15 protein-coding genes and 3 pseudogenes are annotated in these 19,949 nt (G+C 69.7%); 10 read left to right on the forward strand and 8 right to left on the reverse strand.

The features are described from left to right. On the forward strand, nucleotides 1-1,192 hold a 1,192-nt coding region (locus O3Q52_RS26280; RefSeq protein ID WP_269651211.1), incomplete at its 5' end, for an ABC transporter permease. A 97-nt stretch (nucleotides 1,193-1,289) separates the two neighbouring features. Here O3Q52_RS26280 and O3Q52_RS26285 read toward each other — a convergent pair. The 3 genes from O3Q52_RS26285 to O3Q52_RS26295 form a co-directional block, all read right to left on the reverse strand. Further along, nucleotides 1,290-1,478 carry a YbdD/YjiX family protein gene (locus O3Q52_RS26285; protein ID WP_269651212.1) on the reverse strand — a complete coding sequence of 63 codons (189 nt, stop codon included), beginning with the start codon at nucleotides 1,476-1,478 and terminating at the stop codon, nucleotides 1,290-1,292. Next, the gene (locus tag O3Q52_RS26290; RefSeq protein WP_269651213.1) at nucleotides 1,475-3,643 is read right to left on the reverse strand and encodes a carbon starvation CstA family protein; all 2,169 of its coding nucleotides are present in this window, start codon (nucleotides 3,641-3,643) and stop codon (nucleotides 1,475-1,477) included. The genes O3Q52_RS26285 and O3Q52_RS26290 overlap by 4 nt, the downstream gene beginning before the upstream one ends. 81 nt (nucleotides 3,644-3,724) lie before the next feature. Further along, a complete protein-coding gene (locus tag O3Q52_RS26295) occupies nucleotides 3,725-3,946 on the reverse strand; it encodes a DUF3311 domain-containing protein (protein WP_269651214.1) in 222 nt (73 codons plus the stop codon). Between the two features lie 168 nt (nucleotides 3,947-4,114). Here O3Q52_RS26295 and O3Q52_RS26300 point away from each other — a divergent pair, with 168 nt between their 5' ends. The 5 genes and pseudogenes from O3Q52_RS26300 to O3Q52_RS26320 form a co-directional block, all read left to right on the forward strand. Next, nucleotides 4,115-5,677 carry a sodium:solute symporter gene (locus tag O3Q52_RS26300; protein ID WP_269651215.1) on the forward strand — a complete coding sequence of 521 codons (1,563 nt, stop codon included), beginning with the start codon at nucleotides 4,115-4,117 and terminating at the stop codon, nucleotides 5,675-5,677. Next, nucleotides 5,674-6,365 (forward strand): annotated as a pseudogene (locus O3Q52_RS26305) (sigma-70 family RNA polymerase sigma factor). Before O3Q52_RS26300 ends, O3Q52_RS26305 begins: the two are co-directional and overlap by 4 nt. After that, a complete protein-coding gene (locus O3Q52_RS26310) occupies nucleotides 6,362-6,673 on the forward strand; it encodes a hypothetical protein (protein WP_269651216.1) in 312 nt (103 codons plus the stop codon). Before O3Q52_RS26305 ends, O3Q52_RS26310 begins: the two are co-directional and overlap by 4 nt. Nucleotides 6,674-6,781: 108 nt before the next feature. Beyond that, entirely contained in the window at nucleotides 6,782-7,801 is a 1,020-nt protein-coding gene (locus tag O3Q52_RS26315; protein ID WP_269651217.1) for a S9 family peptidase, read from the forward strand. A gap of 65 nt (nucleotides 7,802-7,866) precedes the next feature. Next, nucleotides 7,867-8,743 (forward strand): annotated as a pseudogene (locus O3Q52_RS26320) (hypothetical protein); the annotation flags it as partial. Between the two features lie 116 nt (nucleotides 8,744-8,859). On the opposite strand, the gene O3Q52_RS26325 reads toward O3Q52_RS26320, so the two are convergent. After that, nucleotides 8,860-9,702: a hypothetical protein gene (locus tag O3Q52_RS26325; RefSeq protein WP_269651218.1), complete on the reverse strand. Its 843-nt coding sequence runs from the start codon at nucleotides 9,700-9,702 to the stop codon at nucleotides 8,860-8,862. Between the two features lie 802 nt (nucleotides 9,703-10,504). Here O3Q52_RS26325 and O3Q52_RS26330 point away from each other — a divergent pair. The 3 genes and pseudogenes from O3Q52_RS26330 (at nucleotide 10,505) to O3Q52_RS26340 (ending at nucleotide 14,488) form a co-directional block, all read left to right on the forward strand. Continuing rightward, on the forward strand, nucleotides 10,505-11,443 hold the full coding sequence (locus O3Q52_RS26330) for a non-reducing end alpha-L-arabinofuranosidase family hydrolase (protein ID WP_332112944.1): 939 nt from the start codon (nucleotides 10,505-10,507) through the stop codon (nucleotides 11,441-11,443). Between the two features lie 43 nt (nucleotides 11,444-11,486). Beyond that, a pseudogene (locus O3Q52_RS26335) lies at nucleotides 11,487-13,079 on the forward strand (glycoside hydrolase 43 family protein); the annotation flags it as partial. A gap of 5 nt (nucleotides 13,080-13,084) precedes the next feature. Next, entirely contained in the window at nucleotides 13,085-14,488 is a 1,404-nt protein-coding gene (locus tag O3Q52_RS26340; protein ID WP_269651219.1) for a non-reducing end alpha-L-arabinofuranosidase family hydrolase, read from the forward strand. A gap of 69 nt (nucleotides 14,489-14,557) precedes the next feature. Here O3Q52_RS26340 and O3Q52_RS26345 read toward each other — a convergent pair whose 3' ends face one another. Both O3Q52_RS26345 and O3Q52_RS26350 read right to left on the reverse strand, forming a co-directional pair. After that, complete coding sequence (locus O3Q52_RS26345; protein ID WP_269651220.1) at nucleotides 14,558-16,807, reverse strand: MMPL family transporter; 2,250 nt, start codon at nucleotides 16,805-16,807, stop codon at nucleotides 14,558-14,560. A 111-nt stretch (nucleotides 16,808-16,918) separates the two neighbouring features. Then, the gene (locus tag O3Q52_RS26350) at nucleotides 16,919-17,461 is read right to left on the reverse strand and encodes an HAD domain-containing protein (protein WP_269651221.1); all 543 of its coding nucleotides are present in this window, start codon (nucleotides 17,459-17,461) and stop codon (nucleotides 16,919-16,921) included. Between the two features lie 93 nt (nucleotides 17,462-17,554). On the opposite strand from O3Q52_RS26350, the gene O3Q52_RS26355 reads away from it, so the two are divergent. Then, nucleotides 17,555-18,040 carry a carboxymuconolactone decarboxylase family protein gene (locus O3Q52_RS26355; protein WP_269651222.1) on the forward strand — a complete coding sequence of 162 codons (486 nt, stop codon included), beginning with the start codon at nucleotides 17,555-17,557 and terminating at the stop codon, nucleotides 18,038-18,040. A 140-nt stretch (nucleotides 18,041-18,180) separates the two neighbouring features. Here the strand turns inward: O3Q52_RS26355 and O3Q52_RS26360 are convergent, their stop codons facing one another. Together O3Q52_RS26360 and O3Q52_RS26365 are read right to left on the reverse strand one after the other, a co-directional pair. Then, nucleotides 18,181-18,975, reverse strand: coding sequence for an aminotransferase class IV (locus O3Q52_RS26360; RefSeq protein WP_269651223.1), 795 nt, complete (start codon nucleotides 18,973-18,975; stop codon nucleotides 18,181-18,183). A 60-nt stretch (nucleotides 18,976-19,035) separates the two neighbouring features. Next, the coding region (locus O3Q52_RS26365) for an FAD-dependent monooxygenase (RefSeq protein WP_269651224.1) at nucleotides 19,036-19,949 on the reverse strand (914 nt) is incomplete at its 5' end.

Here is a 19,949-nt window from a genome sequence, read left to right on the forward strand (position 1 = left end):
CCGGGTGGCGGGGCGGCTGCCGTTGCCGAGGGCGGTGACCTACGGCCCCGCAAGTCCCTTCGCGCACCCGGCCCGCACGGGCGCGATGCTGCTCGCGGTGGCGTTCGGTACGGTGGCGGCGACCTTCGCGGTGGGGCTCACCGCGTCCCTCACCGCGGTCGGCGAGGCGCAGGATCCCGAGGACCGCGCCGCGGTCACCGTGTTCGCCGGCGGCCCCGGACCCCAGCCGGTCGAGGTCAAACCCGAAGCCCCGGCCGAGGGCAAGTCCGAGGCCCCGCCCGCCGATCCGGCACGGATACGCACCGCCGTCGAGGCTCAGGAAGGCACCGCTTCGTACTACGCCACGACCCAGGAGGACGTCACCGTGGCCGGGGTCACCGGCTCGGTCACGATCAGCCTCTACCAGGGGGATTCCCGGCCCGGCAGCTACGAGATGATCACCGGGCACTGGATCGACGGCGCGGGTCAGGTCGTGGTGGCGACGGGCTTCCTGGAAAGGACCGGCACCAAGGTGGGAGACACCGTCCGGGTGACCCACCAGGGAGACACCCGGACCCTGCGGATCGTCGGCGAGGCCTTCGACACGGAGGACGACGGCATGCAACTCCACGCGGGCATGGCCGACTTCCCCAAGGCCGAACCCCGGACGTTCCTCGTCGAGGTGGAACCGGGTGTGTCTCCCGCCGAGTACGCCGAGAAGCTCGCCGCGGTGGTTCAGCCGCTCGGCGGCGACGCCATGGCCAACTCCCCTTCGGAGCAGGACAACTTCGTCCTCATCCTGCAGTCGATGGCGGCGCTGCTCACCCTCATGCTGGTCTCCGTGGCGGGCCTCGGCGTGCTCAACTCCGTTGTCATCGACACCCGGGAGCGCGTCCACGACCTCGGCGTCTGCAAGGCGCTCGGCATGTCGCCGCGGCAGACCGTGGGCCTCGTACTCGCGTCGGTGGCCGGGATCGGTGTGCTCGGCGGTCTGATCGGCGTGCCCGCCGGGTTCGCGCTGCACGCCATCGTGCTGCCGGTGATGGGGCATGCCGCGGGCACCGATCTGCCGCCCTCGGTCCTCGATGTGTATGTGCCTTGGCAGTTGGTGCTGCTGGGACTGGCCGGGATCGCGATCGCGATGCTGGGCGCGATGCTCCCGGCGGGCTGGGCGGCCAAGGCCCGTACGGCTGTGGCTCTGCGCACGGAGTAGCGGCCCTCGGCGGCCCGGGAGTGGAACCGGCAGTCGGAAGAGGGGCCCGGCGTCCCTTGGCACGCCGGGCCGCCTCGGCCCTCCTGCGGGCTCCGGGTCAGCAGCAGCGGCTCTGCGGATGGTCCTCCCGGTGCCGGGCCCGCAGTGCCTCGTACTCACGTGGTGTCGGTACCGGGGCGAGTGGGTGGTGGCGGATGTGGCGCTCGCAGTAGCGGTCGTACTCCGCCTCCCCCGTCAGCTCGCGCAGGTACCAGCGCACGGCCCGTGCCCAACGGCGGACGCTCATGTCCGGGCTCCCGCAAGGGGTTCGGCGGACTGCTCCGGGAGGTCGATGCGGGACTCGACGTACGGCGTCTCGGTCGTCGGCAGCGGGACGGGGGACCGGACGGCGCGTACGCACACCACGGCCGCGTTGACGATCACCACGGTCACCAGGAGCAGGAACAGGGCGATCAGGACGCCGTCGACCGTGGAGTTGGTGACCACGGTGTGCATGTCGTCGAGGCTCTTGGCGGGCGGCAGGACCTGACCGGCGTCGATGCCGTCGGCGTACCGCTCGCGCTGGGCGAAGAAGCCGACGCGCGGGTCGGCGGAGAAGATCTTCTGCCAGCCGGCGGTGAAGGTGATCGCTACCACCCAGGCCAGCGGGACCCCGGTGACCCAGGCATAGCGCAGCCGCCCGGACTTGACGAGGACGGTCGTGCAGACGGTGAGGGCGATGGCTGCGAGGAGCTGGTTGGCGATGCCGAAGAGCGGGAAGAGCTGGTTGATTCCGCCCAGCGGGTCGGTGGCGCCGGAGTGGAGGAAGTAGCCCCAGGCCGCCACGACGAGGGCGCTGCACAGCCAGATGCCCGGCTTCCAGTTGACCCGGCCGATCGGCTTCCAGACGTTGCCGAGCATGTCCTGGAGCATGAAGCGTCCGACGCGGGTGCCGGCGTCGACCGTGGTCAGGATGAACAGTGCCTCGAACATGATCGCGAAGTGGTACCAGAAGGCCTTCATCGCGCTGCCGCCGAAGACTCCGGAGAAGATCTCCGACATACCGACGGCGAGGGTCGGTGCTCCGCCCGAGCGGGCGATGAGGGTCTGTTCCTCCACCGCCTTGGCGGCCTGCGTCAGCTGGTCGGGGGTGATGGTGAAGCCGAGGCCCGCCACGGCCTGGGAGGCGGACTCGGCCGTCGTGCCGAGCAGTCCGGCGGGCGCGTTCATCGCGTAGTACAGGCCGGGTTCCAGGGTGGCCGCGGCGATCAGCGCCATGATCGCGACGAACGACTCCATCAGCATGGCGCCGTAGCCGATCATGCGGACCTGGGACTCCTTCTGGATCAGCTTCGGGGTGGTCCCGGAGGCGACCAGAGCGTGGAAGCCGGAGAGCGCGCCGCAGGCGATGGTGATGAAGAGGAACGGGAAGAGGGATCCGGCGAATACCGGGCCCGTGCCCGAGGAGGCGAAATCGCTGACCGCGTCGGTCCGCAACACGGGCGCTGCCACGATCACACCGACCGCGAGCAGTGCGATGGTGCCGATCTTCATGAAGGTGGAGAGGTAGTCGCGCGGTGCGAGCAGCATCCACACGGGCAGCACGGAGGCGACGAAGCCGTAACCGACGAGACAGAAGACGAGGGTCGTCGGGCTGAGGGTGAAGGTGTCGGCCAGCGAGGACTCCTGGACCCAGCTGCCGCCGACGATGGCGAGGAGCAGCAGCGCCACACCGATCAGGCTGGTCTCGACGACCCGGCCCGGCCGGATGCGGTGCAGCCAGAAGCCCATGAACAGGGCGATGGGGACGGTCATGGCGACCGAGAAGGTGCCCCACGGGGAGTGGGCGAGCGCGTTGACCACGACCAGGGCCAGCACCCCGAGCAGGATAATCATGATGGCGAAGACGGCGATCAGGGCGGCGGCCCCGCCCGCCCTGCCGATCTCCTCCCGGGCCATCTGCCCGAGCGACTTGCCGTCCCGCCGCATGGACAGGAACAGCACCACCATGTCCTGCACCGCCCCGGCGAAGATCACTCCGGCGACGATCCACAGAGTGCCCGGCAGATATCCCATCTGGGCCGCGAGCACCGGTCCCACCAGCGGCCCGGCGCCGGCGATCGCGGCGAAGTGATGGCCGAGCAGTACCCGGCGGTCGGTCGGCTGGAAGTCGACTCCGTCCTCCAGGCGTTCGGCTGGAGTGGCCCGCCGGTCGTCGGGCCGCAGTACGCGCCGCGCGACGAAACGGGAGTAGAAGCGGTAGGCGATGGCGTACGAGCCGAGGGCGGCCACCACCAGCCAGACCGCGGAGATCTCCTCGCCGCGGGCCAGCGCGAGGACACCCCAGCCGATCGCGCCGATCAGGGCGACCGCGGCCCACAGGAGCATCGACCGCGGTGTCATCCGGGAGCGTGCGGGCGGCGGCTCTTCCGGCGCCGGGCGACCGGATTCGGGCATGACTGACGTGGGCATGGCGGCTCCTCACCTCTACGGTGATGTGTGGTGGTACGGATGCGTACGGGTCGGCGGTGCGGGTTGCGGAACGCGTACGAGCTAAGGGTCGTGGCGGTCGTGCCTGGTCAGCGTGTACGCGGCCAGGAGGCACAGGCCGCAGCCCGGCACCCAGGCGAGCTGGTACCAGTAGAAGAACGGCGTCCCGGCCAGCCGTGGGCTCTCACCGGCGTACCAGGGGACCCACAGCAGACCGGCGGCGGGCGCGAGGAGCAGTACGGCGATCGCGACGCGCCGTAGCCGGTGATGACCCGTGGGTGCCATGACCTGCGCTCCTCTCCCCGTGCTTGTCGGTCTGTGCAAGAGTTGCCCACCGGCCGCAACTGGTTGACAGCGAATTTCCAGAAGATTTCCCGCCGGTTCCCTGTCCTCCGAGTGGGGTGCCCGCGCAACTCTCCGGCAAGGGCACAGGCACACCAAGGACGGTGACCCATGGCGGATGTCGCCATGACCGCGACGTTTCTCGCCGTGATCGGCGGAGCGTCGCTGCTCGCCGTCACGGCGCGCCGTCTGCGCCCCACCGACCGGCTGCCGTCCCTGGAGGGCTGGGCACTGGCCGACCGGAGCCTGGGTCCGGTGTGGACCTGGCTGCTGCTGGGCGGCACGATCTTCACCGCGTACACCTTCACCGCCGTCCCCGGCCTGGCGTACGGGAACGGGGCGCCCGCCTTCTTCGCGGTCCCGTACACGGTGATCGTCTGTCCGCTGGCCTTCGTCCTGCTGACCCGCCTGTGGGCGGTGGCCCGCCGCCACGGCTACGTGACCGTGGGGGACTTCGTCCGTGGACGGTACGGTTCGCCGCCGCTGGCCCTGGTCGTCGCGCTCACCGGGATCCTGGCGACGATGCCGTATCTGGCGTTGCAGTTGCTGGGCATCCGCGCGGTGCTCACCGCCGGGGGCGTCTATCCGCGCGGCGCGGCGGGCGATCTGGTGATGGTGGCGCTCTTCGCGGGTCTCGCGGTCGCGACGTACCGGCACGGGCTGCGTGCGCCCGCGGTCATCTCCGCGCTCAAGGCGGTGGCCGTCTTCGTCTCGCTCACCGCGGTCTGCTGGCTGGTCCTCGACCGGTTCGGCGGCCCCGGTCCGCTCTTCGACCGGGCCGCGCAACGGCTCGGTGGTACGGACACGGCGCACTCCGCCCTGCTCCTCTCCCCCGAGCAGCAGCCCGCCTACGCCACCCTCGCCCTGGGCTCGGCGCGGGCCCTGCTGATGTACCCGCACGTGCTCACCGCCGGATTCGCCGCCGACAGCCCGCGAACCCTGCGCAAGGTCGCCGTCGCCCTGCCCGCCTGGACGGGCCTGCTCGCGCTCTTCGGCTTCCTCGGCGTCGCGGCCCTCGCGGCGGGCGTTCAGGCCCCGGAGGGAGGCGCCGAGGCGGCCGTGCCGATGCTGGTCGAGCGGCTGATGCCGGGGCCGCTGGCCGGGCTGGTGTTCGGCGCGATCGTCGTGGGGGCGCTCGTCCCGGCCGCCGTGATGTCGATCGCCGCCGCGACCTGCTTCGTACGCAATGTGTACGTCGAGTACGTGCAGCCGACGGCCACGCCGAAACGCCAGGTGCGCATCGCCAAGGCGGTCTCGCTCACCGCGAAGGTGGGGGCGGTGGCCTTCGTGTTCGGGCTGCGCGACCAGGACGCCATCAACCTCCAACTGCTCGGCGGAGTATGGATTCTGCAGATCTTCCCCGCCGTGGCCGTCGGCCTGTTCACGGGCCGGATGCATCCGCGGGCGCTGATCGCCGGCTGGGCCGTGGGCATGACGGCCGGCACGTTCCTGGTGGTCCGCGAGGGGTTCTCCTCCATCGTGGCCTTCGGTTCCGCCGGCCGGCCGCTGGAGATCTACGCCGGACTCGCGGCCCTGCTCCTCAATCTGGCCGTCGCCCTGGTCGGCACCGCGGCCCTCGAACGGCTCGGCGTCCCGCGCGGCGCCGATGCCACCGACCTACCGTCGCGCCTGACCGTCAGGCGCCGCCCCGAGACGGGAGCCACCAACCCGTGAGACGCAGACAGCACACCCGCTCGACGGTGGCGCAGGCTGTTCCGGCCGCCGTCCCCGAGCCACGCCTTCCGCGCGCGGCGACGGCCCGGCCGCCGGGCACGGACCGTCCCGGCCTCGACGAAGAGTCCCGCCCCGACGGCGTACGCGAAGGCCCGCCCGAGGAGACCGCCCTCTCCCCCGCGGTCGGGGATCCCGTCGACCTGGAACGCGAAGCCGCCCTGGCCCGGCTCTTCGAGGTGCACTACTCCTCGATGCTGCGCCTGGCCGTACTGCTCGGCGCCGACGACCCGGAGAACGTCGTGGCCGAGGCGTACTACCAGATCTACCGGAAGTGGCGCCGGCTGCGGGACTCCGAGGCGGCGGAGGCCTATCTGCGGTCACGGTGTGCAATCTGACCCGGATGCGGATACGCCACCTCCAGGTCGCACGCAGGCACGTCGAGAACCCGCCGAGCGACGTCGTGGCCTCCGCCGAGAGCACCGCGCTGCTCCACGACGACCAGCGCGTACTGATCGACGCGCTGCAGCAACTGCCCGCGCGGCAGCGCGAAGCGCTCGTGCTGCGCCACTGGCTCGGCCTGAAGGAGAGCGAGATAGCCGCCGCGATGGGAATCTCCTGCGGATCGGTCAAGACACACACCGCACGCGGCATCGCCGCCCTGACCCAGGCGATGGAGGCCCGGCGATGAACGACACCTCTCCGGACCGTACGGAACACGAGCCGGACCGTACGGAACAAGAGCTGCGCGCGGCCCTGGAGGCGTTGGCCGGCGAGGTGCACCCGGCCCCCGACGCCTACCGCACGGCCCGCGGCGACTGGCTGCGCCGTGAGCGGCGTCGCCGACTCGTGCTCGCGGTCCTGATCGCGGTCGTCTTCACGCTCGCCACGCTGATCGGTCTGTGGGTACTGAACCAGGCGCCCTCCGAACCCGGGGTCATCTTCTCCGGCACGGGGAGCCAGGTCACCTCCAGCGGTGCGGCCGCCGTCCCGGGCTGATGGACGGCCGCGGGATGGTGCCCTCCCGGCCGTCCCGCCGTCGAGAACTCGTACGGCACCGCTCGTAGCGGCCGATCGGGGGATACCGGCCGTATGCCGTGTCGGAGCGTGGACCGTGGTGCCGCGGGGCTGGTGCTGGTGGCCGCTGCCGGTTGCACAGGGGACGGCGACGCCGAGCCCACGAGCCCGCCGACCTCGGCCCGCGTTTCCGCCAAGACCCCCAGCGCAACGCCCACCCCCACCCCCACCCCGACTCCGGCCAACCCCGTGTCGATCCCGGGGCTGATCCAGCGCGAGCACCGGGGCTCCGACCTCAAGCTCGGGAACGTACGCGTGCGGACCGACGCCTACACCCAGTACGCGGTCACGTACGAGGCCAACGGGCTGACGATCTCGGGAATCATGAACATCCCCAGGGGCAAGGGGCCCTTCCCCGCCCTGGTACTGGCGCACGGGTACATCGACCCGGCCGTCTACACCAGCGGCCGCGGACTGGCCCGGGAGCAGGAACTGCTGGCCCGCAACGGCTACGTGGTCCTGCACACCGACTACCGCAACCACGCGGGCTCCGACGACGACCCGGACAATGACGTCAACCAGCGCCTCGGCTACACCGAGGACACGATCGGCGCCGTCATGGCGCTGCGCTCGTCGGGGCGTCCTGAGATCGACGGCGAGCGGATCGGCATGCTGGGACGGTCGATGGGCGGCGGCGTCGTGTACAACACGCTGGTCGTCGCGCCCGGTCTGGTCGACGCCGCAGTGGTGTTCGCCCCCGTGAGCTCACGTCCGGACGAGAACATCGACCACTTCCAGCGCGGCGACGGCGACCCGGTCGTCGCCCAGATCGACAAGACGCACGGCACCCCTGAGGAGAACCCGAGGTTCTGGAAGGAAGCCTCCCCGATCACCTACGTCGACCGGGTGACCGAACCGCTGCTCATCCACCACGGCACCGCCGACGAGAGCTGCCCCATCGTCTGGTCGGAACGGACCACCGCCGCGTTCGAGAAGGCGGGCAAGGACGTCGAGCTGGTGAAGTACAAGGGCGAGCACCACACGTTCGCCCCGCAGTGGCCGGCCTCGATGGACACGACGATGGACTTCTTCGAGAAGCATCTGCGCTGACCCACCTCGGTCGGCCGTCGGCGCTCACCGGACGCCGAGCGGCTGCTCGGACCTTCCTCTACCGTTTGTACGGTCCTTCCCGAATCGGGAGCGATTGGCTGCGGGTGGTCTACCAGTACTACTGCCGGAACCACCCTCGTCCCACCGAGCCCCAGTACCCGCTGTGGGAGGGGTTGCGTGCGACCTCGACCATGACGAGCGCGGGGCTGCGCGCCCGCCTGGAGGAATGCACGGGATTCGCCTCCCCCGCCGAGGAGCGGACCGCTCTGCAGCAGCGCAATCTGGACGACATCCTCGCGGTCACGGGTATTCCGGAGCGCACCCTGGAGTCGCATCTGCGATTCGCGACGTTCACCTTCCGCGACATCGTGCACACCCGGCTCGGCGGGCGAAATCCGTTCAGCAACAAGGGCGTTCACTATTCCGGGTCCCATGACGACAAGGCGCTCAACGCGGGCGTCGAACGGTTCTCCGCGGATCCGACCGCCGTTCGCGATCTGTCGTACGACAGTGACCTCACGGGCAAGGTCTCGATTCCCGTCCTCACGCTCCACGCCATCGACGATCCGACGGCGTTCATCGAGCACGAGGCGGCCTACCGCGACAGCCTTCGGGGCGCGCACCGGGACAAGAAGCTCGTGCAGTCCTTCACCCGGGAAAGCGAACACAGCGGGCTGAGCAATTCCGAGTACGCCAACTCCATCTCCGCTCTGAACACTTGGGTACGCACCGGAAAGAAAGCCGACGCCGAAGTCGCTCGCGGCGTCCTGCGGCGCGTTCGACAAGAAGTACGGCACCGGCTGCTTCTACGACCCGGGTTTCTACCCCCGTTCGTACGCCACACGGGTCGACCCCCGCCCGGGCGGGCTGCGTTGGCCCGCCATGACCGCCGCCCAGGAGAAGTCCTGGAGCCGGATCGACGGCGTGGGCATCGCCCCCTGAACGTGACGTGACCCCTCGGGCAACGGCTCCGCCTCCCGGCCGGCACGGATGGTGCCGGCCGGGGGGCGGGGCCGTAGGGGTGCGCTACGGCACGAGGACGATCCCGTGCACGTCCGTCACGAGCGACGCGAGCGGGCCGCGAACACCGCACCGGCGCCCAGGGCGATCACCACGGCAGCGCCACCGGCGATCAGGCCGACCGGCGCGCCGGCGCCCGTCTCCGCCAGCGGCGGCGTGCTGTCGCTGGACGACGGCTCCGGGGTGACGGGCGGCTTCGACGACAGCGGCGGCACGTCCGGCGTCGTGGGAGGCGTCGCCGAGGGCTTGGGGGTGGTCGGCGGAGTCGTCTCCTCCGCGGGCGGAGTGCTGCCCGCGGGAGTCGCCGGGGTCGGCCCCGAAGGCGTCGGGGCCGGGGAGGGGGAGTCCGGCGGGCTGTCGGCGCACTCCTTCTCGCCGCCGTTCCACGCCGCTATGAGGTGGTACGGAGTGTTGACGCCGTCGGGCTGGTAGGGGGCAGGGCCGTGCCCCTCGCCCGTCTTGCCGTCGTACGCGATGTCGTCGCCGTACAGGTCGATCTGGCCGTAGCAGTCGGGCAGCTTCACGGCCAGCTTCTGCCAGGTCCGCTTCGCGTCGTCGTCACCGGCCACGTCCGCGGCGGTGAGGTAGACGGTGGTCTTGTCCACCATGGTCTGGCGACCGGAAGTGGCCCAGTTCGGCCCCTCGGTGGTGTATTCGGCGAGGGAGACGGGGTACTTGCAGCCGTCCGCGACCTTCTGGCCGGGGGCCAGCCGGACCTCGACGGGCCCGGGGACGGTGTCCCAGGAACGGAATCCGCCCTGCGAGGTCCAGTCCTCGCCGACGACACCTCCGTCGGCGCCGACGAGACGGTACTGGACGGTGGCCGACTGGCAGGTCCCGCCGGGCGTGGCGTTTGCGACGCCCGCCCCGAACACGGGCACGGCGGCGGCTGCGAGGAAAGCGGACGCTGCGAGGGCAGCCGGAATCCTGGGTTGTTGCGAACGCGACAAGATGGGCCTCTATGGATCGAAATGTGTGGGAGGTGGCTGAGCGCATGTGACCGACGCGGGGGGACGCAACGAAGGCGTGCGCGACCGAGTCACTCGCGCCACTTCACTCGCTTGAGACACAGCGGAGTGGAGTGATCCGAATTCTTGTCACCTTTCACAACTCTCGTCAATCCTTCACGAGTTCACCATGTTTCGACTTGATCACGACTCGCGCTCCCGGGCCGGGAAGGGCGTGACACGGAGGTGGATCCCGAGGCGGGAGCGGGCTCCGAGGACCCCGTGAGACCGCACCGAAAGATGCGACCCTGGAACCGAATGATGCGAGAGGTATTGACGCTCCTGGTGAGGCTCCTATCATCCAAGGCGTCCAACTGGCCGGTCGATGTTCGACTGCACGAACAATGACTTGGCCGCAGCGGTTCATGCGCACGCCGCACGAACCGGGGCACGACAGCACCCGCATCACCACATCACCCGTACCGGTAAGGCTCTCCCCCCACGCCACCGTTCCGGACGAAGAGCGCACCTGGTGTTCGTGCGGCGAGCCCCGACCTCCCTTGGGAGCCCACATGCCCGCACCCGTACACGACTTACGCCCGCGCCATCAGCACATCCACGACGCCCGTCGCGCCCGCCGCGCGGCCATGCTCTTCCTGCTGGGGCTGGCTATGTCGCTGCTCGCCGTTCCCACCCGGTCGTACTCCGCGCTCCGCCTCCGAAGGAATCGGTGGTCGTGGCGCAACTTCCGAGCAGCTTCACGTGGTCGTCCAGCAGTCAGTTGATCTCCCCGAAGCCCGACGCGAGTCACCCCGTCGTCTCCGTCAAGGACCCGACAGTGGTCCAGGCGAACGGCAAGTGGCACGTCTTCATGACGACCGCGAACACGGCCGGGTCCTGGAGCCTGGCCTACACGAGCTTCACCGACTGGTCGGGGGCCTCGGCGGCCCCGCTCACCTACCTGGACACCAACCCCAACATCGGCACCGGTTACCGGGCGGCCCCGCAGGTCTTCTACTTCGCGCCGAAGAACCTGTGGTACCTCGTCCACCAGACCGGCCCGCCCTCGTACTCCACGAGCACGAACCCCGGCAACCCGCAGAGCTGGTCGGCGCCCAGGACGTTCCAGAACGCCGCCCCGTCGGGCACGCTCGACTACTGGACCATCTGCGACAGCGCCATGTGCTACCTGTTCTCCGCGGACGACAACGGCCGTGTGTACCGCTCCGAGACCAGCGTCGGTGAGTTCCCGGGCGGCTTCCGCAACACCCAACTCGTGCTCCAGGACTCCAAGTCCGCCCTCTTCGAGGGCGGTGCCGTCTACCGCGTACAGGGCACGAACACCTATCTGCTGCTGTGGGAGGCCTTCGCCGGCGACGGCAGGCGGTACTACCGCTCCTTCACGGCCCAGGGACTCACCGGTCAGTGGCAGCCGCTGGCGGCCACCGAGGCCAACCCGTTCGCCCGCGCCACCAACGTCACGTTCCCCTCCGGCGCGTGGACCAAGGACATCAGCCACGGCGAACTCATCCGCGCGGGCAACGACCAGACCATGACGATCAACCCCTGCCGTCTGCAGTTCCTCTACCAGGGCCTCAACCCGTCGGCCGCCGGCGACTACCCCCAACTCCCCTATCGCCTCGGCCTGTTGACCCAGACGAACAGCACCTGCTGATCCGCCGCACCTCCTCGTCCCCCGCACAAGGAGAGCGTTCGACATGTCATGGCTCGAACAACCCCACAGTCGCCGGAAGGCACTGGGCGCGGCGAGCGGCCTGGCCGTGGGAGCCGCTCTGCCCGGCACCGCGGCCGCGCAGTCGGCGGCACACACCGCGGCACTGGACTCCTCGGCCGCCGCGGCCTACACCAACCCCGTGCTCTGGCAGGACTTCGCGGACATCGACATCATCCGCGTCGGCAACGCCTACTACTACTCGGCCTCTACGATGCACTACTCACCGGGGGCGCCCATCCTCCGCTCGTACGACCTGGTCAACTGGGAGTTCGCCGGCCACTCGGTGCCGGTGCTGGACTTCGGGTCCAAGTACGACCTGAACGGCGCCCGCGGCTACGTAAGGGGCATCTGGGCGTCGTCACTCGCCTACCGCCCGAGCAACCGGACGTTCTACTGGCTCGGCCAGATCGACTTCGCCAGGACGTACATCCACACCGCGACCGCCGTCGAGGGCCCCTGGAGCAGACTCACCACGATCGGTACCGCGTACTACGACGCGGGGCTGCTCGTGGACACCGACGACACGCTGTACGTGGCGTACGGCAACACCACCATCAGCGTGGCCCAGCTCTCCGCGGACGGACGCACCCAGGTCCGCGCACAGCAGGTGTTCACCACTCCGTCGAGTGTCGGCACCCTGGAGGGCTCACGCTTCTACAGGATCAACGGGAACTACTACATCTTCCTGACCCGCCCGGCCAACGGTCAGTACATCCTCAAGTCGACGAGCGGTCCCTTCGGGCCCTACACGATGCGGCAGGTCCTCCTCGACCTGCGCGGACCGGTCGCCGGCGGCGGGGTCCCGCACCAGGGCGGTCTCGTCCAGACACCGGGCGGGGCCTGGTACTACCTGGCGTTCGTGGACGCCTACCCCGGCGGCCGGATCCCCGTCCTGGCGCCGGTCACGTGGACCTCGGACGGCTGGCCCGTCGTGCAGCTGGTCGACGGAGCCTGGGGAGCGTCGTATCCCAGCCCCGTCGTCCCGGCCCCGCCCCGGCAGGTCACCCCGATGACCGGCGTCGACACGTTCGACGGGACGGCCCTCAGGCCGAAGTGGGAGTGGAACCACAACCCGGACAACAGCCGATGGACCGTCGGCAACGGCCTGACCCTCAGGACCGCGACGGTCACCAACGACCTGTACTGGGCCCGGAACACGCTCACCCACCGTATCCAGGGCCCAACGTCCACCGCCACTATCCAGCTGGACCACTCAACGATGCGCGACGGCGACCGGGCGGGGCTCGCGCTGCTGCGTGACTCTTCGGCGTGGATCGGCGTCAGGCGGGACGGCGGTGCGACGAGGGTCGTCATGGTCAACGGACTGACGATGGACAGCAGTTGGAACACCACCGGCATCGGTACGGAGGTGGCGAGCGCCAACATCTCCGGGGGCCGCATCTGGCTGCGCGCGAACGCCGACATCCGCCCCGGCGCAGCCCGGCCCGGGACCTTCTCCTACAGCACCGACGGCACCGACTTCGTCCGCCTGGGGCCCGCTTTCACCATGGGCAACAGCTGGCAGTTCTTCATGGGCTACCGATTCGCCCTCTTCAACTACGCCACTCAGGCGCTCACCGCATGGTGCGCGACTTCAAGGCACGCGGCGTACCCATCGACTGCGTCGGCTTCCAGGCCCACTTCGGCACCGGCGGGCCGCCGTCCAACTTCCAGACCACGCTGGCGAACTTCGCCGCGCTCGGCGTGGACGTACAGATCACCGAACTGGACATCGCGCAGGCCCCGACGACGGCGTACGCGAACACGGTGAGGGCCTGCATGAACGTGTCACGCTGCACGGGCATCACGGTGTGGGGCATCCGGGACAGCGACTCCTGGCGGGCCGGGGAGAACCCGCTGCTGTTCGACCGGAGCGGCAACAAGAAGCCCGCCTTCCAGTCGGTGCTGACCTCGCTGGGCGGCACTGCCGCCACGGGGACGGTGCCCGCCTCGCCACCAAGGACGGAGTCCACCGCAGCCACGCGAAGTGCGTCCGATACGGCCCCGCGGAGTGCGTCCGACGCCGCCGCCCTGCCCGGCAGTTACAGCTGGAGCTCCAGCGGCGTGCTGATGTCCCCGAAGTCGGACTCGACGCACAACATCGCCGGGCTCAAGGACCCGTCGGTCGTCCACCACAACGGCAGGTGGCACGTCTTCGCCAGCGTCGCGAGCGCGTCCGGCTACAACCTCGTGTACCTGAACTTCACCGACTGGTCCCAGGCGTCCTCGGCCACGCACCACTATCTGGACCGCAGCGCCATAGGCACCGGATACCGGGCCGCGCCGCAGGTGTTCTACTTCGCTCCGCAGCGCACGTGGTACCTCGTCTACCAGACCGGCAACGCGTCGTACTCCACGAACACCGACATCAGCAATCCGAACGGCTGGAGCGCGCCGCGCCACTTCTACTCGTCGATGCCGGACATCATCCGCCAGAACATCGGCAGCGGCTACTGGGTGGACATGTGGGTGATCTGCGACAGCGCCAACTGCTACCTCTTCTCCTCCGACGACAACGGGCATCTGTACCGCTCGCAGACGACGCTGGGCCAGTTCCCGAACGGGTTCACCAACACCCTCATCGCGGCCCAGGACCCCAACAAGTACGCCCTGTTCGAAGCGAGCAACGTCTACAAGGTGCAGGACACCAACCAGTACCTGTTGCTCGTCGAGGCGATCGGGTCGGACGGGCGGCGCTACTTCCGGTCCTGGACCGCCGGCAGCCTCGCCGGTTCGTGGTCTCCGCTGGCCGCGTCCGAGAGCAACCCGTTCGCCCGGGCCAACAACGTCAGCTTCCCCTCGGGGACTTGGACCAGGGACATCAGCCACGGTGAACTCGTCCGTGCCGGGAACGACCAGACCCTGACCGTCAACTCCTGTCGGCTTCAGTACCTTTACCAGGGCAAGGACCCGAGCGCGAGCGGCGACTACAACAGTCTGCCGTGGCGGCTCGGCCTGCTCACCCAGACCAACTCGGCCTGCTGACCGACCGCGGGCCCCTGCGCAGGCGGGGGCCCGCACCTCCCATACGGATCGCGACGACGCCCCGCCGGTTCAGTCGTGGTCCCCTTCCGGATCCACGTGCGGCATGATCCGGTCCAGCCAGCCCGGCGTCCACCAGGCGTGACGGCCGAGCAGGGTCATGACGGCCGGAACGAGGAGCAGGCGTACGACAGTTGCGTCGATCAGTACGCTCACCGCCAGGCCGAGCCCGAGCATCTTGACAACGATGTTGTCGCTCACGATGAACGCGGCGAAGACGCTCACCATGATCAGGGCGGCGCAGGTGATGACACGCGCGGTGATCTCCAGGGCGTGCGCCACGCTGGCCTTCGCGTCCCCGGTGCGCATCCAGGCCTCGTGGACGCGCGACAGCAGGAAGATCTCGTAGTCCATGCTGAGGCCGAAGATGATGGCGAACATCATCATGGGCACGTAGCTCTCGATGGGCACCTTGCCCGACACTCCCAACGCGGGCCCGCCCCAGCCCCATTGGAAGACGGCGACGACCACGCCGTACGAGGCCGCGATGGACAGGACGTTGAGGACAGCAGCCTTGAGGGCGACCAGCAGTCCGCGGAAGACCATCAGGATGATGAGGAAGGCCAGGGCGACCACCACCGCGATGATCAGCGGGAGGCGCTCCGCGACGATGTCACGGAAGTCGACCTGGGCGGCCGTGGTGCCCGTGACATAGCCCTTGGCGTCGGTGCCCGAGACGGCCTGGGGCAGGGTCTCGTCGACCAGGCGGTTCGTCAGGTCGGTGGTGTCCGCGCTCTGCGGAGCCTCCTTGGAGTAGACCGTGCCCACCAGCACGTCACCGTCCTGGGTGGGCGTGAGCTGTGTGCTCGTGGCCGCGCCCTGCACATCGGTGAGGGACTTCTGCGCCTGTGTCGCCAGCGACGAACGCTGGTCGGACGGTACGGAGGTCTGGTCGATGACGACGGTCAACGGGCCGTTGGAGCCGGGTCCGAAGGCGTCGGACATGAGGTCGTAGGCCCGTCGGTCGGTGAACGACTTGGGGTCCGCGCCGTCGCCGATGTGGCCGAGCTGGATCGAGAGCACCGGGATCGCCAGCACGAGGACCGTGACAACTCCGCCGACCAGGAACCACCAGGGGCGGCGCTGCACGCGCTGGGCGTAGCGGTGCCAGGTGCCCTCCACGGGCTCGCCCGGGGCGGCGTTCGTCTCAGCGACGGGGCGGCGCACGCGGTAGCGGTCGATGCGGTGGCCGATGAGCCCGAGCAGGGCGGGGACGAGGGTCAGCGCGCCGACGACGGCCGAGACGACCGTCACGGCCGCGGCCACGCCCAGCAGGCCGATGAAGCTGACTCCGGAGACGGACAGCCCGGCCAGGGCGATGATCACCGTGCAGCCGGAGACGAGTACGGCCCGGCCACTGGTGGCGGTGGCCCGGCCCGCCGCACGGACCGGGTCGTCACCGTTCATGAGGTTCTGCCGGTGGCGGGTGATGAGGAACAGCGCGTAGTCGATGCCCACGCCCAGGCCGATCATGGTGGCCAGCGTCGGGGACACCGTGGCGAAGGTGAAGGCCGAGGCGAGCAGCCCCAGGCAGGCCAGCCCTCCCACGGCGCTGATCAGGGCGGTCAGCAGCGGGATGCCCGCCGCGAGCACGCTGCCGAAGCCGACGAGCAGGACGACGATCGCCACCGCGAATCCGATCAGCTCGCTGATCCGGTCGTCGGGGGCGGGCCTGGCGAGTTCACCGAGGGGGCCGCCGTACTCGACTTCCACGCCCGCCGACCTCAGGGGCTGCACCGAGCTGTCCACTCCGTCGAGGTACGAGTCGCCGAGTGTCGACGGCTGCACGTCGAAGCGGATCGTGATGTAGCCGGTCTTCCCGTCGCTGGACAGTGGGCCCACGTTCGGCTGCTGGGACTGCCCCGAGGACTGCGACGACTGCTGGGACGGGGCCGTCAACGGGTTCTGCGCCGAGAGCACGTGGGGAAGTTTCTGCAGGTCGGTGATCGTCTGGCTCATCTGCGAGCTCACCGACGTCAGGGACTGCTTGTCGTCTCGCAGCACGATCTGGCTGCTGTAGCCGCCCGCCGCCGGGTCGTGCTCCTTCAGTACGTCCAGGCCCTTCTCCGACTGGACACCGGGGAGCTGGAAGTCGTCCGAGTAGTCTCCGCCGAACGAGCGGTCCAGCACCTGAAGGGCCGCCAGCACGACCAGCCAGGCCACGATGACGATCACGAAGTGCCGGGCGCACCACTCCCCCAGCCTGCGCAGCCGCCCGGCCGCAGCCGGCCCGTCCCCTGTACTGGACCGCGTTGGCGACATGGGCTGCTCCCGCAGTGAATGATCACGATTTTCCCCATTAAACGATGCTTTGATCACACCGTCATATGGAGCGTCGTATGGAGGCGGGAGGCCCGTCGAGTGCTCCAGGAGTCAGGAACCGTCGGCGGCTTCGGCGGCCAGCCACTCGTCGAGGGCGTCGAAGTCCGCGTCGGTGAGGCCGCGGCGGGAGTCGACCCGGTGCAGCAGGGCATGCCCTCGATGGTGTGCGGAGACCCAGGCCCTGTCGGTGTCGGTGATCTCGTCGTCGACCCAGACGAACGCCCGGCCCGCTGCCCGGTCGACCAGGGCGCGGGTCTTCCAGTGCAGTCCGCGCCGCGCGTCCCGTTCGGCCTCCTCGTCGCCCGTCTCCGGCCAGGTCACGACGGCCAGTTCGGGGAGACCGAGCCGCGGGGCGACGGTCTCGTTCGCCTCGGCCATCCAGGTGGTGGCCCAGACCAGCTCGCACGGCAGAGCCCTCAAACGGGGTCCGTGCGCGGGATTGATCCTGGCCAGGAGCGGATTCTCGTCGGGCCCCACCGGGTCCGGCCCGTAGGTCGGATACCCGCCCGGGCACTGCCCCGATGCCGCCCCGAAGGGAATGAGCGGGCCGTCGACATCGAGGAAGAGCAGTGGAAGTTCCCCGGATCCGGTCATGACCGCACGATAGCCGTCCTTCCGGTAAATCGTCGCACGACTATTCGCACTGTTTCCGTTTCATGGAGTCCATGAGGCGGATAGAGTCGGCACATGCCCAAGATTGAATCCACACCCCGCGTGGCCCTCAAGAAAATAACCCCCGACGTGTCCGGAGCAATGGGCGCGCTGCACGGCGCGGCCGTTTTGGCGGCGCAGGACGCCAAGGTCGAGCCGGAGCTCCTTGAACTCATCCGGATTCGCTCCTCGCAGATCAACGGCTGCGCGTTCTGCATCGACATGCACACGAAGGACGCCCGTGCGCAGGGCGAGAGCGAGCAGCGTGTGTACGCGCTGAACGCCTGGCGGGAGACGCCCTTCTTCAGCGAACGGGAGCGCGCCGCGCTGGCGTTGACCGAGGCGGTCACGCTGGTGCACGACGGGCACGTCCCGGACGAGGTCTACGCGGAGGCGGCCGAGGTCTTCGACGAGGCACAGCTCGCGGCACTGATCTGGGCGGCCACCGTCATCAACGCGTACAACCGCATCGCCATCGCGACGAGGATGGTTCCGGGCGCTTATCAGCCTGCCCAGAAATAGGCCTGAGCGATCCCAGTGACACTCAAGAAGTGATCGTTTCACCCAAGAAGTGATCTCCAAAATTTACTGAATCCGGATATGACCAATCGCGCCGGGCCGAATGATTTCGGTCCGGCGCGAACCTTTCTCTCTTTATCGGATCAGGCGGCGGGCAGGGGCTCCATCAGGCCGTCGAGCCATTCCCGCCATTCCTTGGCGAAGAGGTCCTGACCCGCTTCCATGGGCCGGCCTTCCCAGCCGATCACCGGCCGGATTCCGTGCAGGGCGTTCACGAGCCACACCTCCCGCCCGGCGAGCTGCTCCAGGGTCCGCTCGCGGTGGGCCATCCGGATGCCGGTGTGCACGGCCCGCTCCTGGATGAGGCCGGTGGTGACACCGGCCAGGATCGGCAGTTGCTGCGGGGGCAGGCACAGGGTGTCGTCCTCCCACCACAGCACGCTGGAGGTCGCCCCCTCCAGCACCAGTCCCGAGGGGGCGATCAGTACCGCCTCCTCCGCGCCCTGTCCCCTCGCCCGCTGCCGGACCCGGGCGAGGACGTCCAGGTCCGGTCCCTTGCGTCGTGGCACGGTTCTCGGGTCCGGCTGGCCGGCCGCCCACACGCGTACCTCCGGAGCGATCGACGGCGCGTACCGCAGGAGCAGCCGCAACTGGAGGGAGCCGGCCACGAGTTCGACGCGCGGAAACCACGATCCCGTACGGGGCAGCGCTGCCGTCATGTCCCGCCAGAACTCGTCGAGTTGATCGGGGGCCGGACCTCCGCAGTCGCCGCAGGCCCGCAGGAACCGCTCCCGGTGCCGGTCGAGCCCGCGTACCTGCCCGTCCCGGACGAGCCAGGAGTCCGCGACCAGCAGCTGCGTGTCGGCCGCCAGGCCGGCGATCAGGCCACGGCCGGGCATCCACGCCAACAGGCCCTCTGCGGTTGCCGGTTGTGTCATCAAGATACTTTCCCCTCTCAGTACGTCCGTCAGTACGGCCGGTGCTTGAAGGTGCTCCGGTCAGTACTTCCGGCCTGCGCTCGCCGGTGATCCGTGCCTGGGACCGTACGGTGCGTGTTCCAACCAGGCCCCGCACCAGGGCAGTACGGGAGCCAGGGCCGCCGCGGCCCACTGTTTCGCCCGTACGGTCCGGCGGCTGGGCCGCAGATGGTCCAGAGCGGCGCCGGCCGCCGCGCTGTTGAACAGGGCGGCCGTCCGCCGGGCCGCCGCGAACTCCGCGACCGCCTCCGTGGTGCCGGCGGCCACCGCCGCCGCTGCCGCCGCCGCGTCCGCGATGCCGCTGTTCATGCCGCGGGCGCCGAAGGGCGGGAAGAGGTGGGCCGCCTCGCCGACGAGCAGCACGCGGTGCTCCTCGTCGGTGAAGGTCGCCGCGACCTTGCGGAGGAAGTGGTACGTCGACACCCACAGGATCCGGTCGGCGTACCCCTCCCCCACGACCGCGGGCAGCCACTGCCGTACCGCCTCCTCGGTGCCGTAGGACTCCTGCGCGTCGTCGTCACGGCACTGCAGGTCGACCTGGAAGCCGCCGGTGAACGGCACGCGCATGACGCTGCGGCCGCCGACGCCGGGGTGCTCGTAGTGGAAGACCCGCTCCGGCGGCAGGTCGGCGCCCGGGATGTCGGACACGTCCACCACGACGTGGAAGCCTTCCGAGCGGGTGCCCTCCATGGGGATGTCCAGCTCGCGCCGGACCGCCGAGCGGGCGCCGTCGGCGGCGATGACATGGGTGCCCGTCCAGCCGCGTCCGTCCTCGCTGCTCACCGCGACTGAGGAGTCGGTGACCTTGACTCCCGTCACGCGCGCGCCCCAGGCGAAGTCCACCCCGGCCGACTCGCAGGCCGCGAGCAGGAACCGCTCGGTGTCCACCTGGCGCAGACTCGTGAACGGGGGCGGGAAGGAAGGCGGCGGGAACG

This window comes from Streptomyces sp. ActVer (assembly GCF_027270795.1).
Taxonomy (GTDB): domain Bacteria; phylum Actinomycetota; class Actinomycetes; order Streptomycetales; family Streptomycetaceae; genus Streptomyces; species Streptomyces umbrinus_A.